The sequence below is a fragment of the Nonomuraea sp. NPDC003214 genome, assembly GCF_053590035.1.
The window spans coordinates 433,774-449,338 of record NZ_JBSFSX010000001.1; the positions used below are offsets into that span (position 1 = coordinate 433,774).

Annotated in this window: 14 protein-coding genes; 8 read left to right on the forward strand and 6 right to left on the reverse strand. The window is 72.4% G+C overall.

Features of this window, described 5'->3' with window-relative positions; all coding sequences use genetic code 11:
• Nucleotides 1-413: 413 nt before the first annotated feature.
• A complete protein-coding gene (locus tag ACWDXC_RS02060) occupies nucleotides 414-683 on the forward strand; it encodes a helix-turn-helix domain-containing protein (protein ID WP_449978148.1) in 270 nt (89 codons plus the stop codon).
• Nucleotides 684-807: 124 nt separating this feature from the next.
• Here the strand turns inward: ACWDXC_RS02060 and ACWDXC_RS02065 are convergent, their stop codons facing one another.
• Genes ACWDXC_RS02065 through ACWDXC_RS02085 form a run of 5 tightly spaced genes read right to left on the reverse strand, consistent with a single transcriptional unit; the run spans nucleotide 808 to nucleotide 5,464 of the window.
• A complete protein-coding gene (locus ACWDXC_RS02065; protein WP_375075065.1) occupies nucleotides 808-2,094 on the reverse strand; it encodes an ABC transporter substrate-binding protein in 1,287 nt (428 codons plus the stop codon).
• Nucleotides 2,095-2,098: 4 nt separating this feature from the next.
• The gene (locus ACWDXC_RS02070; protein ID WP_449977039.1) at nucleotides 2,099-3,118 is read right to left on the reverse strand and encodes a branched-chain amino acid ABC transporter permease; all 1,020 of its coding nucleotides are present in this window, start codon (nucleotides 3,116-3,118) and stop codon (nucleotides 2,099-2,101) included.
• On the reverse strand, nucleotides 3,115-3,996 hold the full coding sequence (locus ACWDXC_RS02075; protein ID WP_449977042.1) for a branched-chain amino acid ABC transporter permease: 882 nt from the start codon (nucleotides 3,994-3,996) through the stop codon (nucleotides 3,115-3,117). Before ACWDXC_RS02075 ends, ACWDXC_RS02070 begins: the two co-directional genes overlap by 4 nt.
• A 2-nt stretch (nucleotides 3,997-3,998) precedes the next feature.
• The gene (locus ACWDXC_RS02080; RefSeq protein WP_449977045.1) at nucleotides 3,999-4,709 is read right to left on the reverse strand and encodes an ABC transporter ATP-binding protein; all 711 of its coding nucleotides are present in this window, start codon (nucleotides 4,707-4,709) and stop codon (nucleotides 3,999-4,001) included.
• The gene (locus ACWDXC_RS02085) at nucleotides 4,706-5,464 is read right to left on the reverse strand and encodes an ABC transporter ATP-binding protein (protein WP_449977048.1); all 759 of its coding nucleotides are present in this window, start codon (nucleotides 5,462-5,464) and stop codon (nucleotides 4,706-4,708) included. Before ACWDXC_RS02085 ends, ACWDXC_RS02080 begins: the two co-directional genes overlap by 4 nt.
• A 191-nt stretch (nucleotides 5,465-5,655) precedes the next feature.
• Here ACWDXC_RS02085 and ACWDXC_RS02090 point away from each other — a divergent pair, with 191 nt between their 5' ends.
• The 3 genes from ACWDXC_RS02090 to ACWDXC_RS02100 are packed head-to-tail and all read left to right on the forward strand — an operon-like array spanning nucleotide 5,656 to nucleotide 9,435.
• On the forward strand, nucleotides 5,656-7,026 hold the full coding sequence (locus ACWDXC_RS02090) for a PucR family transcriptional regulator (protein ID WP_449977051.1): 1,371 nt from the start codon (nucleotides 5,656-5,658) through the stop codon (nucleotides 7,024-7,026).
• Nucleotides 7,023-8,510, forward strand: a complete 1,488-nt coding sequence (locus ACWDXC_RS02095; RefSeq protein ID WP_449977054.1) for a long-chain-fatty-acid--CoA ligase — start codon at nucleotides 7,023-7,025, stop codon at nucleotides 8,508-8,510. The genes ACWDXC_RS02090 and ACWDXC_RS02095 overlap by 4 nt, the downstream gene beginning before the upstream one ends.
• A 10-nt stretch (nucleotides 8,511-8,520) precedes the next feature.
• Nucleotides 8,521-9,435 carry a rhamnogalacturonan acetylesterase gene (locus ACWDXC_RS02100; RefSeq protein WP_449977057.1) on the forward strand — a complete coding sequence of 305 codons (915 nt, stop codon included), beginning with the start codon at nucleotides 8,521-8,523 and terminating at the stop codon, nucleotides 9,433-9,435.
• On the opposite strand, the gene ACWDXC_RS02105 is transcribed toward ACWDXC_RS02100, so the two are convergent.
• Entirely contained in the window at nucleotides 9,432-10,058 is a 627-nt protein-coding gene (locus tag ACWDXC_RS02105) for a TetR family transcriptional regulator (protein WP_449977059.1), read from the reverse strand. The genes ACWDXC_RS02100 and ACWDXC_RS02105 overlap by 4 nt on opposite strands.
• A gap of 102 nt (nucleotides 10,059-10,160) precedes the next feature.
• On the opposite strand from ACWDXC_RS02105, the gene ACWDXC_RS02110 reads away from it, so the two are divergent.
• From ACWDXC_RS02110 to ACWDXC_RS02125, 4 genes are read left to right on the forward strand one after another with little or no spacing between them, the layout of a single operon-like run.
• Nucleotides 10,161-11,789: an ABC transporter substrate-binding protein gene (locus tag ACWDXC_RS02110; protein ID WP_449977062.1), complete on the forward strand. Its 1,629-nt coding sequence runs from the start codon at nucleotides 10,161-10,163 to the stop codon at nucleotides 11,787-11,789.
• Entirely contained in the window at nucleotides 11,786-12,724 is a 939-nt protein-coding gene (locus ACWDXC_RS02115; RefSeq protein ID WP_364182396.1) for an ABC transporter permease, read from the forward strand. Before ACWDXC_RS02110 ends, ACWDXC_RS02115 begins: the two co-directional genes overlap by 4 nt.
• Complete coding sequence (locus ACWDXC_RS02120) at nucleotides 12,717-14,594, forward strand: dipeptide/oligopeptide/nickel ABC transporter permease/ATP-binding protein (RefSeq protein WP_449977066.1); 1,878 nt, start codon at nucleotides 12,717-12,719, stop codon at nucleotides 14,592-14,594. Before ACWDXC_RS02115 ends, ACWDXC_RS02120 begins: the two co-directional genes overlap by 8 nt.
• A complete protein-coding gene (locus tag ACWDXC_RS02125) occupies nucleotides 14,584-15,561 on the forward strand; it encodes an ABC transporter ATP-binding protein (RefSeq protein WP_449977069.1) in 978 nt (325 codons plus the stop codon). Before ACWDXC_RS02120 ends, ACWDXC_RS02125 begins: the two co-directional genes overlap by 11 nt.
• Nucleotides 15,562-15,565 lie beyond the last annotated feature (4 nt).

The following is a 15,565-nucleotide window of genomic DNA, read 5'->3' on the forward strand; positions in this document are numbered from 1 at the left end:
GTGGACGCGCTGCCGCAAGTGAAGGTGGACAAAGGTCCGGAAGAGAAAGATGAAGGGAGTGTTGACGCCATCGGGATCGCCCGTTGCCGGCTGAGTCTCGCCGCTCGGGTACCGCAGTTCCACAGTTAGGAAGGTGGTCTACGGTCACGCATCCGCGATCCGCGCATCACCGCCGCCCAGCGCGGTGGATGCGGAAAAGATGAGCCGGCCTGATGGCCGGTAGATGGTGTTGAACTCTTCGGGGCCCCGGCGCGACCTGCGCCGGGGCCCCCTGTTCGCGTTTCGGAAAGGAATGTATGGATCAACGCCGTTCGAACGCCGAGGGTGACACGCTCGCCCGCGGCAGGATCACCGAACCGGCCGAACCCACGGCCGAGGACCGGTTCGACGACGAGGACTACCCCGCCTACAGCATGGGCGCGGCAGCCGAGATGCTGGGCGTCACCCCGACGTTCCTCCGGGCTCTGGGCGCCGCCAAGCTGATCGAGCCGAAACGCTCCGGTGGCGGCCACCGGCGCTACTCCCGCTACCAGCTTCGCCTGGCCGCCCGGGCCCGCGAGCTCGTCGACCAGGGCACTCCGGTCGAGGCCGCCTGCCGGATCATCATCCTGGAGGACCAGCTCGCCGAGGCGCTGCGCATCAACGCCGCGCACGAGCGCGAGCGCGCGGCCCGCGACGGCTAGCGCCCCCGCGGCCGTCACCCCGTGGCCTGGTCCTGACTGCGCTGACCAGGCCGACCGGCTCGACGCCGTCACCCGCCCGGGGCCGCCGCCCCCGGAGGGAAGACGGCGGCCCTGGCTCGAAGCGTCAGCCGGTGAGCGGGCCGAACTCCTTGCGGGTGTCGATCACCTCGCCGAACAGCTCCCACCGCTCGCCCTTGAACCGCATGAGCTGCAGCGACTCGATCGGGAAGCCGTCACCCTGCCCGGTCTCCAGCTTCACGCCGGGCAGCAGCATGTCCACCTGGATCCCCTGCAGGTTGCGGACCGAGTCGCGCAGCCCCTCGCGCGTGGGGCACTTGGCGGCCTCCATCGCCTTGTGGAAGCTGCTGGCCACGGCCCAGCCGAAGGCGTGGTAGGGCACCTGCGGGTCGGCGTCGGGCGCGTACTGCTGCATCTTGGCCTTGTAGAGCTTCATCTCGGCGTCGTCGGCCCAGGTGGGGTCGACGGGGTCCTTGTAGTAGGTGGCGGAGACGACGCCCTGCACGTTCTCGAAGCCGACGGGCTTGAGCACGGTGATGGAGGCGGCGACGTTGTTGACGATGTGGAGCGGGTTCCAGGCGGTGTTCTTGGCGTCGGCGGCGAGCGCCTGGGAGCCGAACTTGGGCGTGGTGACGTTGAGGAACACGTCGGCCTTGGATTCGGCCAGGTTGCGCATCTGCGGGTCCACGGTCGGGTCGGAGACCTCGTAGCTCTGCTCGGCCGCGATCGTGACGCCGGTGCCGGCGATGGCGTTCTTGAAGCCGCCGAGCAGGTCCTTGCCGAAGTCGTCGTTCTGGTAGAGGACGGCGACCTTGGCGTCCGGGTGCTCCTGCTTGAGGAACTGGGCGTAGACGCGGGCCTCGGAGACGTAGTTGGGCTGCCAGCCGATGGTCCACGGGTGCGCGGTGTCGGTTCCCCACACGGACGCGCCGGTGGCGACGAAGACCTGCGGGACCTTCTGCTGGTTGGTGTAGTCCCAGGTCGCGGTGGTGGACGGGGTGCCGAGCGTCTGGAAGAGGGCGAACACCTGCTCCTGCTCGACCAGCCGTCGCGCCTCCTCGACGGCCTTGGGCGGCTGGTAGCCGTCGTCGCGCACGACGAACTCGACCTTGCGCCCGCCGATGCCGCCCTTCTCGGCGTTGACGTAGTCGAAGTAGGCCTTGATGCCCTTGGGGATGGCGCCGTAGGCGGACGCGGGACCCGACAGCGGGTAGATGCCGCCGAGCTTGAGCGTGGTGTCGGTGATGCCGGTGGTCTGCTGGCCGGCGCACTGGCCGCCCGTGGCGCCCGTGGCCTGGGCGTCTCCGCCGCCGCTGTCCCGCCCTCCGCAGGCCGCCGCGGCGATCAGCAGGGTGGCCGTCACCGCCGTGCGGCCGATCGCAGATAAACGCATGCCGTTACCCCTTCCGGAGGGTCTTCTTGATCGAGTTCGCGGCGCGTCCGGCCAGCCCGGCCAGCCCGGTCGGCGCGACGTACATGACCGCGATGATGAGGAGGCCGAAGATGACGCCGGGCGCGGCCTCGTTGACGTCCTGGGAGATGCTCGGCACGAACATCACGAACAGCGCGCCGAGCACCGGGCCGGACAGCGACCCGAGCCCGCCGACGACGAGCCCGGCCAGCAGGGTGATCGACAGGTTGACCACGAACGAGTCGGGCGAGACGAACCCGATCACCCACGTGTAGAGGCACCCGGCGGTCCCGGCGAACATCGCGCTCCACGCGAAGGCCAGCGTCTTGTAGTACGTCGGCCGCACGCCCATGACCTCGGCCGCGGCCTCGTCGTCGCGGACGGCGTGCAGGGCCCGCCCGACCCGTGACCGCAGCAGGCTCGCGGCCAGCAGGAACGCGGCGACGGTGACGGCCAGGGCGAGGAAGTACAGCCACTGGTCCTCGGCGAGCCCGCTCCACGCGGGCGGGGCGGGCTTGGCCAGCGACAGCCCCATCGAGCCGCCGGTGACCTCCTCGAACCGCTTGAGCAGCGGCACCAGGAAGATCGCGATGGCCAGCGTGACCAGGGCCAGGTAGAGCCCGCGCAGCCGCATCGCGGGCACCCCGAACGCCAGCCCGAGCACGAACGCGACCAGGGCGGCGGCGGGCAGGGTCAGCGGGTAGGGCGCGTCCCACCGGTCGAGCAGGATCGCCACGGTGTAGGCGCCGACGGCGAAGAACGCGCCGTGCCCCAGGGAGATCTGCCCGGCGTGCCCGACGAGCAGGTTCAGCCCGAGCAGCGCCACGGCGTAGATCAGCACCATGGTGAGCTGGAAGACGTGGAACGGCACGAGCTGGAAGGGCGCGTAGACGGCCGCCGCCAGCAGGGCCGCCGCCGCGGCCCACCGCCACCGGGTCGCCGCCGGGCGGACCGGGGCCTGCTCGCGGGCGGTCGTACGGTCGCTCACCTGCGTCGACTCGCTCATGCCCGCTCCACCACCGCTCGCCCGAACAGGCCCTGGGGCCGCAGCAGCAGGACGCCGAGGATGATCGCCAGCGGCACGCCGACCTTGAGGTCGGGCCCGATGGCGGTGACGTACGCGCCGGCCAGGGTCTCGGCCACGCCCACGACGAGCCCGCCGACGACGGCGCCGAGCGGGCTGTCGAAGCCGCCGAGCGTGGCGGCGGCGAAGGCGTAGATGAGGACGCCGCCCATCATGTTCGGCTCCAGGAACAGCAGCGGCGCGACGAGCACGCCGGACACGGCGCCGACGGTGGCGGCCAGCCCCCAGCCGAGGGCGAGCGTCCAGCCGACGCGGATGCCGACGAGCCGCGCCGAGTCGGGGTTGGCCGACACCGCCCGCATGCCCAGCCCGATCTTGGTGTGCTGGAACAGCAGGTAGAGCAGCCCCATGACGACCCCCACGACGGCCAGGACGCCGAGCGTGGAGAAGGCCACGCTGATCCCGCCCACGTGCAGCGCGCCGCCCGGGAACGGGTTGGGGAAGTCCTTGATGAGGAACGTCCAGATCCAGCCGGCGGCGGCGTTGACGAAGATGAACAGCCCCACGGTGACGATGACCACGGTCAGCTCGGGCGCGCCCTCGACCGGCCGGATGATCACCCGTTCGACGAGCATGCCGCCCGCGAACGACACGGCCAGCGCGAGCACCAGCGACAGCCAGAACGGCACGCCCGCGGCGGTGAACTGCCAGGCGATGTAGGCCGAGAACATGGCCAGCTCGCCCTGGGCGAAGTTGACGATCCCGGTGAACCGGTAGATGAGCACGAGCGCGAGGGCGAGGCTGGCGTAGATGGCGCCGGTGCCGAGCCCCACGATGACCTGTTGCAGGAATCCGGCCATGACTAGACCCGGTATCCGAGGTAGGACTGGGCGACCTGCTCGTCGGCCCGGATGTCGGCCGCGGTGCCCGACAGCACGATCCTGCCGGTCTCCAGGACGTGCGCCTGCTGGGCGACGCCGAGGGCGAGGTGGGCGTTCTGCTCGACGACGACCACGGTGGTCCGCTCCTGTTCGTTGACGGCCCGCACGATGTGGAACAGCTCCCTGGTGACCAGCGGGGCCAGGCCCAGGGAGGGCTCGTCCAGCAGGAGCAGCCGGGGGCGCAGCATGAGCGCCCGGCCGAGCGCGAGCATCTGCTGCTCGCCGCCGCTGAGGCTGCCCGCCGCCTGCCTGAGCCGGGGTTTCAGTGCGGGGAAATAGGTGTGGACGCGCTCCAGGTCGTCCTCCACGCCGGAGCGCCGGACGTACGCGCCGAGACGGAGGTTCTCCTCGACGGTGAGCTGGGTGAACGTGCCGCGCCCCTCCGGGACGTGGGCGACGCCCAGGCGGGCGAGCGCGTCGGGCGGGCGGCCGAGCAGTTCGGCGCCGTCGAGCCGGACGCTGCCGCGCCCCTTGACCATGCCCGACAGGGCGCGCAGCAGGGTCGTCTTGCCGGCGCCGTTGGGGCCGAGGATCGCGCAGATCTCGCCCTCGCCCACGGTGAGGCTCACGCCGTGCAGCACCTGCGCGCCGCCGTACCCGGCGTGCAGGTCGTGGACCGTCAGCTCGCTCATACCGCCGTCCCCAGGTAGGCCTCGATGACGCCGGGGTCGCGCTGCACCTGCTCGGGCGGCCCCTCGGCGATCTTCCTGCCGAAGTCGAGGCAGACGATCCGCTCGCAGGTGCCCATGACGAAGCCCATGTGGTGCTCGACGACGACCACGGTCAGGTCGTGCTCGTCGCGCAGCGCGCCCAGCGTGCCGGCGAACTCCTCGACCTCGGCCGAGTTGAGCCCGTTGACCGGCTCGTCGAGCAGCAGCAGCCGGGGCCGGCCGATGAGCGCCCTGGCCAGCTCGACCCGTTTGAGCGTGCCGAACGGCAGCCCGGCCGCCGGGTGGTCGGCGACGTGGGACAGGGAGAGGCGTTCCAGCACGGCGTCGGCCTCGGCGCGCAGCCCGCGTTCCTCGCCGCGCACGCCGGGCAGCCGCAGCGCCGCCGTCAGGAAGCCGGCGCGGCCCCGGTGGTGCGCGCCGACCATGACGTTGTCGCGTACGGAGATGCGGGGGAACAGGCCGAGGTTCTGGAAGGTCCTGGCGATGCCGAGTGCCGCGATGGCGTGCGGCGGCACCGCCAGGAGGTCCTTCCCCTCGTGGCGGACCGTTCCCCCGTCGGCGTCGCAGCGCCGGGTGAGGCAGTTGAACAGGGTGGTCTTGCCGGCGCCGTTCGGTCCGATCAGCCCCACCATCTCGCCGGCGGCGACGGAGAAGCCGACGCCGTCCAGCGCGGTGATGCCTCCGAAGCGGACCGTGAGATCGTGTACTTCCAGCATCCGGCCTCCTGGGGCGCAGCGAGCGGAAGATTGTTCTGCAATTGGGGTCAGCGTAGGATCCGGCCGTCTATGACCGCATTGGGCACGGTGACCCAACCTGCGCCGCGAAGGTTGTCGTCGGAGCACAGGCTCTGTCTCGGACCGGTCACAACCCGTTGACCGCGCCGCTACCGGCATGGATCATCCCGGGCATGTCCAGTGCTTCCGGCATGGAGACGTTCACCGGCGCCGGGCCTGTCCGCGCCGAGCGCGCGCGCATCCTCGCCGAGCTGCTCGCCGACCTCGACGACCTGGCCGACACGGCGGTGGCCGCCATGCGGGCCGAGATCCCCGCCTACGCGGCCCGGACCCCCGAGTTCCTGGCCGACGTGCGCGACCAGGTGATGCGCCACTACGGCAGCAAGCTCGCCGTCCTCCTGGAGGAGCGGACGGTGACGCCGGACGACGTCGCCCACACCCGGCAGGCCGCCATGCGCCGGGCCAGGGCCGGGCTCCCGCTGGCCGACTACATCAACGCCTTCCGCGTCGGCCAGCAGGTCTTCTGGGAGTCGGTGCTGGCCAGGGCCGGCCGCTCGTTCGCCGGCCACGAGGCCGCGCTGTCGCTGGCCGCGATGGTCATGCGTTACTGCGACTTCGCCAGCACGCACGCCGCCAACGCCTACATGGAGTTCCAGCAGTACGCCGCCGCCGAGGCGGTGCGCGAGAGCCGCGACCTGCTGGAGACGCTGCTGGCCGGGGCGATGCCGACGCGCGGCCCCCAGCTCGCCGCCGCCCAGGCGCACGGCCTGGCGCCCGAGTCGCGCACGCCGCTGCTCGTGGTCGTGGCCGTGGTGCTCGGGTTGCGCACGGCCGTGCCGAGAGGGCCCGACCGGGGCGCCGACGCCCGGCACGCGGCCTGCGCGGCCATCGCCAGGTCCGGCGGCCCCGGCGGGCGGACGCTGTCGGTGGTGCGGCAGTCGGAGATCGTGGCCATCCCGGTGCTCGGCCCCGGCGGCGACGCCGGCGAGCTGTGCGACCGGCTCCAGGCCGTGCGCGAGACGCTGCTGGCCGAGGGCATCGTGCTGGCGATGGGCATCAGCACCGTCGGCGCGGGCACCTCCCAGATCCCGCAGGCCTACCAGGAGGCCCGCGCGGTGCTCGACTTCCTGCCCGAGGGCGGCGGCGTGGCCGCGCTCCCCCGGATCACCGCGTTCCAGTATCTGGCGCTGCGCGCCGACGACACCGCGCGCCACCTGGTCGATCCGCGCATCACCGCGCTGCTGGACGAGGACCGGGCGCGCGGCGGCGTGCTCACCGCGACGATCCGCGCCTTCGCCGCCGCCGACCTCAACCTGCGCACCGCCGCCGAACGGCTGCAGATCCACCCCAACACCGCGCAGTACAGGCTGCGCCGCATCCAGGAGCGCACCGGGCTCAGCCTGCGCCGCATCGACGACCTCGTCGAGCTGCTGGTCGCCATCGCCCTCCAGGACGCGCTGCCCCCCACCAATCCCGACGGGAAAAGACTGGCCACCGCGACCAATGAGGACCGAGGGGCACCCGGCGTACGGTCGTTGCCATGAACCTCGCCGACCGGCTCCACAGGTCCGCCGAGCGACTCGGCGAACGGACGGTCGTCACGCTGGACGAGACGCGGCTCAGCTACGCCGCGCTCGACCTGATGACCGCGCGGATCGCGACACTGCTGCGGCAGCGCGGCGTCGGGCCCGGCGACCGCGTGGCGATCATGCTGCCGAACGTGCCGGAGTTCGCCGCCGTCTACTACGGGGTGCTGCGGGCCGGGGCCGTGGTGGTCCCGCTCGACCCGCTGCTGAGAAAGCGTGAGATCGCCTCGTACGTGGGCGACTGCCAGGCCCGGCTGCTGATCGCCTGGCACGCGTTCGCCGAGACCGCCGAGGCGGGCACCGCCGGCACCCGCACCGACCTGTTCTTCGTCGTCCCCGACGAGTTCCGCCGGCTGCTGCGCGGCCTGCCGCCGCAGGAGGGCGTCGTCCCGCGCGACGACGGCGAGACCGCGGTGATCCACTACACGGCGGGCACCACCGGCCGGGCCAAGGGCATCGAGCTCACCCACGGCAACCTGGGCGGCAACGCCGCCACCGTGGCCCGCATGCACGCGCTCGGCGTCGACGACGTGGTGCTGGGGGCGCTGCCGCTCTACCACTCCTTCGGCCAGACCTGCTCGCTCAACGCGACCGTGCACGCGGGCGCGCGGCTGACGCTGATGCGCCGCTTCGAGGCGGGCCGGGCGCTGGAGGTGATCCGCCGCGACGGGGTGACGGTGCTGCAGGGCGTGCCGACCATGTACATCGCGCTGCTCGACCATCCGGGCGTCTCCGACCTGTCGCTGCTGCGGGTCTGCGTCTCCGGCGGCGCCCCGCTCCCGGTGGACGTGCTGCGCGCCTTCGAGACCCGCTACGGCTGCCGCATCGTCGAGGGGTACGGGCTCAGCGAGACCTCGGCGCTGGCCGCCACGAACCGCAGCGGCGACGGCCGCCGCCCCGGCTCGGTCGGCTGGCCGGTGCGCGGCATCGAGATGCGGGTCGTGGACGAGGACGGCCACGAGGTGCCGTGCGGCGAGGTAGGCGAGATCGTCATCCGCGGCCCCAACGTGATGAAGGGCTACTGGAACAACCCGGCGGCCACGGCGGAGGCCATCCGGGGTGGCTGGTTTCATACCGGGGACCTCGGAAGGGTCGACGGGGATGGTTTTTTCTTCCTGGTGGACAGACGACGCGATGTGATCATCCGCGGGGGCTATACCGTGTACTCTCGCGAGGTGGAGGAGGTCCTCTACGAGCACCCGGCCGTCAGGCAGGCCGCGGTGATCGGGGTCCCCCACCCCGAGCTCGGAGAGGAGATCGCCGCCGTGGTGGCCTTGCGGATGCCTGTCGATGCCGAGACGCTGCGCGCGTTCGTCCGCGAACGGGTGGCGGCCTACAAATACCCCCGGCACGTCTCGTTCGTGGACGAGCTGCCGGTTACCCCGACCGGCAAGATCCTCAAGCGCGCCATCGCCCTGCCACTCAGCACAGGCGGGCGATAAAAGGGACCCCGTGACACCGATCATCCGCATCTTCGACGTCGACCCGGGACACTATGACGTGTCCGTCGTGATCGGTGGCGCGACCACACACGTGCTGGCCGAGGCCCGCCGGCTGATGGCGATCGCCTCGCCCGGCGACGGCCCGGCCCGGCACGCGTTCACCGTCAACGTCCGCACGCCGGAGAGCCAGCAGAACGGCTACGACGGCGACGGCTGCCCGGGGCTGACGCTGACGTTCACCGGCCCGGCCCCGGAGGTGCGCGCGATCGAGCTGGCGCGCACCCGCGGCCGGGCGCTGTTCCTGGCAGGCGACTCCACGGTCGCCGACCAGGCGACCGCCCCCTACACCGGGTGGGGTCAGCGGCTGCCTCGCCATTTCGGGCGCGGCCTGTCGGTCGTCAACCATTCGGGGTCGGGTGAGAGCTCGGCGTCGTTCCTGGCCAATCCGGCGATGTGGGCGGAGATGCGCGACCAGCTCTGCCCCGGTGACGTGGCGCTGGTGCAGTTCGGCCACAACGACAAGCAGACCAGCGCCGTCGAGTTCCGCTCCAACCTGACGCGGATCGTGCACGGCATCGAGGCCAGGGGCGCGACGCCGGTGCTGGTGACGCCGGTCGTGCGGCGCCGTTTCGCCGGCTCCCGGCTGGACCTCGACGGGCTGATCGTCAACGGGCTGGGCGTGGATTTGCCGGCGGAGATGCGCACGGTGGCGGCGGCGCAGGGCGTGGCGCTCATCGACCTCACCCGCGACAGCCGTGAGCTGGTCGAGTCGCTGGGCCCGGAGGAGTCGAAGTCGCTCTACCTGTCGCGGGAGAAGCAGGACGACACCCACACCTCCGAGCACGGCGCTTCGGTCTTCGCCGACCTGGTCGCGACCGCCCTGAACAAGCTGGCGCTGCTCCCGGCCGCCCACTGGGCGGCCTAGGCTCGCGACCTGAGCAGCCGCAGCGCCCCGTTGGACAGCGCGACGAGCACGTCGAGCACCTCCTCGACGTCGGGGTAGCGGCCTTCGAGGTGGCCGAGCGCCAGCGCGTTGGTGGCCGCGTTGACGCCTTCGGCGATCATCTCCAGGCGTCGCCGGTCGCGCTCGTCGTCGGCGGTGTAGCCGAGCGCGGCCAGGTCGGCGGCGTGGTGGTCGCGGTAGGCGGCCGCCGTCTCGATGGCGAACTCGCGCAGCGGCGAGGCCGGGTCGTGGCGGGCCCGCTGGAGGATGCGCAGCAGCTCGGGGTGGCGGCAGATGGCCTCGATCGGGATGCGGAAGGCCTCGCGGTGCCGTTCGGCGTCGTGGGTCTCGCGCGCCTGCCGCCGGACCTCGCGCATGGACCGGCGCAGCCGTTCGCCGCCCTCGTCGCCGAGCGAGCGCAGCAGGTCCTGCTTGTCCTTGAAGTGGACGTAGAAGGTGGACTGGGCGATGCCCGCGGCCTTGGCGACCTTGAGGGTGGTCAGTCCGGCCTCGCCCTCCTTGTCGAGGATCGCCAGCGCCGCCCGGATCAGCCGGCGCCTGGTCAGGTCCTTGGCCTCGCTCCTGGTGAGCGGTGTGTGGGTCACGGGCACCTCCGGCGACAACTCTAGCCAAGGGGCTTGTGTCGAATTTCACCGATAGTACTATCGGTGAAATTGCTCTCGGGGGCTGACCGGGAGGAGGCGTCGATGAAACGCTGGAGAGGGCCCGCGGCACTGTCGCTGGCGACGCTGCTGCTCGTCGCGTGCAGCGGGCAACGGCCCGTCGCCGTGCCGGAAAACCCGTCGTCGGAGACGTCGACAGGCCCCCAGAGAGGCGGCCGGCTGGTCTACGGGCTCAGCGCCGACGCCAACGGGCTCAACCCCGTCACCGACCAGTTCGCCTCGCAGAGCTACAGCATGGTCGGCACCGTCATCGAACCCCTCGTCACCGTTGACGCGAACGGCGACTGGAAGCCCTATCTCGCCGAATCGCTCACCCCGAACGAGACCTACGACGAGTGGGCGATCAAGGTCCGGCCCGGCATCTCCTTCCACGACGGCCTGGCCCTGACCGGCGACGTCGTCAAGGCCAACCTGGAGGCGCAGAAGGCCTCCCCGCTCAACAACGCGGTGCTCGTCCCCGTCGAGTCCTTCGAGCTCACCGACCCGATGACGGTCACGGTCAAGCTCAACCAGCCGTGGGTGGCCTTCCCCTACTACCTGGCCGCCCAGCTCGGCATGATCGTGCCGCCCGCGTCGCTGCGCGACCCCGGGACGGCCAGCGTCGAACCCGTCGGCACCGGCGCGTTCGTCTTCAAGGAGTACGTGCCCGACAGCCGCATGGTCGTGACCCGCAACCCGGACTACTGGCGGGACGGGCTGCCGTACCTGGACGAGATCGAGTTCCGCATCCTGCCCGACAGCCAGACCCGGGCGCAGACCCTGGAAGCGGGCGGCATCGACGCCATGGGCACCACCCGCGACGAGGACATCACCAAGTACGGCGGCCAGAAGGACGCCTACACCGTCCATCGGGCCCGGGGCATGGCGGTGCCGGAGTACATGTTCCTGCTCAACACCGCCGTCGCCCCGCTCGACGACCTGCGGGTGCGCCGGGCGCTCGCGCACGCGCTGGACCGGGCGACGATCATCAAGACGCTGCGCGGCGGGCTCACCCAGCCGGCCGACGGGCCGTGGTCGCGCGACTCCCCGTGGTACGCCGGCGGCGGCGCCTACCCCGGCTACGACCTGGCCAAGGCCACCGCGCTGGTCAAGGAGGTCGAGGCGGAGAAGGGACCGATCGCGTTCGAGATCATCTCCACCCCCGACCCGAACACCATGCAGGGCATCGAGCTGGCCCAGGACATGTGGCGCAAGGCCGGCGTGGACGTGACGATCAAGCAGGCCGACCAGGCCGACCTCATCAACCGGGCGGTCACCGGCAACTACGCCGCCACCGTGTGGGTGCAGTTCTCCTCCCCCGACCCCGACGGCGAGTACATCTGGATGCACCAGGCGTACTCCAAGCCCGTCGGCCAGGTCTCGCTGAACTTCACCCGGCTGCGGGACGACAAGCTCAGCAAGGCGTTCGACCTCGGCCGGACGAACCCGGACGAGAGCGCCCGCAAGCAGGCGTACGCCACCGTCCAGGAGCGGCTGCGCGAGCTGGTGCCGTTCGTGTTCGTCGACCACCTCGACACCGGCGCGGTCGTGGCCAGGACCAAGGTGCGCGGCATCGGCGAACAGGCGCTGCCCGACGGCGAGAAGGGGCTGCCGCTGACCGGCTCGCCCGTGCCGTACCACCCGTTCACGCAGCTCTGGGTCAGCACCCGGTGATCGTCCTGCACCGGCTGGCCCGGCTCGTGATCGTGCTGCTCGTGGTGACGTTCCTGTCCTACGTGATGCTCGCGCTGCTGCCCGGCGACCCGGTCACGCAGATCCTCGGCATCGGCGCGGACGAGGAGGCCCGCGCGCGGCTCCGGCAGGAGCTGGGCCTGGACGAGCCGCTGCTCGTCCGCTACGCGGGCTGGCTCGGCGACCTGCTCACCGGCGACTTCGGCACCTCGCCCATCACCCGCACGCCGGTCGCGGGCGAGCTGGCCGAGCGGCTGCCGGTCACGCTGGAGCTGCTCGTGGCCGCCCAGGTCGTGGCGCTCGGGCTGGCGGTCCCGGTGGGCGTCGCCGCCGCGCGCCGGGCCGGGCGGGCGCTCGACCAGGCGCTGACCGCGCTGAGCTTCGCGCTGCTGTCCACGCCGGTGTTCGTGCTCGGGGTGCTGCTCATCCTGCTGTTCGCGGTCACCTGGCAGGTGGTGCCCGCCACCGGCTGGACGCCGATCTCGGTGGATCTGGGGTGGAACATCACCTCGGTGCTGCTGCCCGCCGTCACGCTCGGCTGCGGGCAGCTCGCCGTGTACGCGCGGCTGCTGCGCGCCGACCTGATCGCCACCCTCCAGGAGGACTACATCACGCTCGCCCGCGCCCGCGGGCTGTCGCCGCGCCGCATCCTGTGGCGGCACGCGCTGCGCCCGTCGGCGATCTCGCTGATCACCGCCGTCGGGCTCAACATGGGCGCGCTCATCGGCGGCACCGTGATCATCGAGACGCTGTTCGGGCTGCCGGGCATCGGGCGGCTCATCGTCGACTCCATCTTCTCCCGCGACTACCTGACCGTTCAGGGCGGCGTCGTGCTGATCTCCGTCGGCTACGTGCTGGTCAACTTCGCCGTCGACGTCGTGTACGCCGCCGTGGACCCGAGGATCCGGCGTGCGTAGGCGGCTCGGGGCCGGGTTCTGGATCGCCGTCGCGTGGATCGCGCTCGTGCTGGCCGCCGCCGTGCTGGCCGACCTGCTGCCCATCGCCCGCTACGACGAGACGCTGGCCGGGCCGCCCCAGTCCGGCCCCAGCGCCGCGCACCCGTTCGGCACTGACGGCCTCGGCCGCGACATGCTCAGCAGGGTCGTGCACGGGGCGCGCGTCTCGCTCGGCGTGGGCATCGGCGCGGTCGTCCTCGGCCTGGCCATCGGCGCCCCGCTCGGCGTGCTGGCCGGGTACCGCAGGCGGGCCGCCGACGCGGTGATCATGGCGGTCAACGACGTGGCGCTGGCCTTCCCGGCGCTGGTGTTCGCGCTGGCCGTGGTCGCCTTCGCCGGGGCGAGCCTGCGCAACGTGCTCGTCGTCCTCGGCGTCCTCGGGGTGCCCGCGTGGACGCGGCTGATCCGCGGGGCGACGCTGTCGTTCGCCGAGCGGGAGTTCGTGCTCGCCGCCCGGGTGCTGGGCGTGCGCGACCGGCGCATCCTGTGGCGGGAGATCATGCCCAACGTCGCCGTCCCCGCGGCCTCGTACGCCTTCGTCGGCATGGCCGTGGTCGTCGTCGCGGAGGGCAGCCTGGCCTTCCTCGGCCTGTCGGTGCAGGCGCCGACGCCCACGTGGGGCGGGCTGATCAACGAGGGGCGGGCGCTGATGGAGACCGCGCCACACGTCGTGCTCGCCCCGTCGGTCGTGATGTTCCTGACCGTGCTGTCGTTCAACCTGGTCGGCGACCGGCTGCGGGCCGCCGGCGACGTGCGGCAGAGCGGCCTGGAACCGGCGCGGCAGGCTCCGGCGGTCCTGCCGTCCGCCGGGCCCCGGCCGCTCACCGGCGCGCTGCTCCAGGTGGACGACCTGCGCACGCACTTCCTCACCCCGCGCGGCCCCGTCAAGGCCGTGGACGGGGTGTCGTTCACGCTCGAACGCGGCAGGACGCTGGCCGTCGTCGGCGAGTCCGGCTCCGGCAAGTCGATGCTGATCCGCTCCGTCCTCGGCCTGCTGCCCGGCGCGGGCGTGGCGCGCGGCGGGCACGTCCACCTGGAGGGCGACGAGCTGACCGCGTTCACCCCCGAGCGGATGCGCCAGGTGCTCGGCCGCCGGCTGGGGGCCGTCTTCCAGGACCCGATGACCGCGCTCAACCCCGTCCGCACGATCGGCGCCCAGGTCGCCGAGCCGCTCCGGGTCCACCTGGGCATGAGCCGCAGGCAGGCGCGCGAGGAGGCGGCCCGGCTGCTCGCCTCCGTCGGCATCCCCGACCCAGCCCGCACGCTCGACCGCTACCCGCACCAGCTCTCCGGCGGCATGCGGCAGCGCGTCACCATCGCCATGGCGCTGTCGTGCGGGCCCGACGTGCTGTTCGCCGACGAGCCCACGACCGCGCTCGACGTCACCGTCCAGGACCAGGTGCTGCGCCTCGTCCACCGGCTGCGCGAGGAGCGCGACATGGCCGTGGTGCTCGTCAGCCACGACCTGTCCGTGGTGCGGCAGTGGGCCGACGAGGTCATCGTCATGTACGCGGGCAAGGTCGTCGAACGCGGGCCCGCGGCCGACGTGTTCGAGCGCACCCGCATGCCGTACACCGAGGCGCTGCTCCAGGCCGCGCCCCGGCTGACCGACCCCGCGCACCACCGGCTGCGCGTCATCCCCGGCCGGCCGCCCGACCTGGCCGCCGTGCCGGAGGGCTGCGCGTTCCGGCCCCGGTGCGCCTACGCCCGCGACCGGTGCGCCGAGCAGGCTCCCCCGCTGGTGGCGGAGGGCGGCCACCTGCATGCCTGCTGGCACCCGGTGGGCAGGACCATGACGGAGAGCGAAGGGGCGGACAGCCATGGCCGGTAGCGGGACGGCGCACCTGCGCCCGCGTGACGAGGTGCTGCTCCAGGCCGTCGGCCTGGTGGTCGAGTTCCCCGCCGGGCGCGGCCGTACCGTCAGAGCCGTGTCCGGGGTGAGCTTCGACCTGGCCAGGGGCGAGACGCTGGGCATCGTCGGCGAGTCCGGCTGCGGCAAGTCGAGCACCGCGCGGGCGCTCATCCAGCTCCCGCCGCCGCGATCCGGCTCGGTGCGGCTGGACGGCGTCGAGCTGACCACGCTGCGCGGCGAGGCGCTGCGGCGCACCCGGCGACGGCTTCAGATGATCTTCCAGGACCCGATCTCGTCGCTCAACCCGCGCCGCCGCGTCCGCGACATCGTCGCCGAGGGGCCGCGCGTGTGGGGCCACGACGGCCTGGCCGTCGACGAGGTCCTGGAGGCCGTCGGCCTCGACCCGGCCACGGCGGCCGAGCGGCGGCCGCACGAGTTCTCCGGCGGGCAGTGCCAGCGCGTCTCCATCGCCCGCGCCCTCGTGCTGGAGCCCGAGGTGGTGATCTGCGACGAGCCGGTGTCGGCGCTCGACGTGTCGGTGCAGGCCCAGATCCTCGGCCTGCTGGAGGACCTCAAGGCCCGTTTCGGGCTGACGCTCGTGTTCATCGCCCACGACCTGGCCGTGGTCAAGAACGTCAGCGACCGCGTCCTGGTGATGTACCTGGGCAAGACGTGCGAGCTCGCCCCCAGCGAGGAGCTGGTCGCCCGCCCCGCCCACCCCTACACACGGGCGCTGCTCGCCTCCATCCCCGGCGGCGGCCTCGGCCTGCCCCCGGCCGACCGGCTCATCACCGGCGAGCCGCCGTCGCCGGTCAGCCCGCCCACCGGCTGCCGCTTCCGTACCCGCTGCCCCCGCGCCGCCGCCCGGTGCGCCGCGGAGGAGCCCGAGATCCGCCCGCTGAACGGCGGCGACCACTTCGTCGCCTGCCACTATCCCGACCAATAGGAGA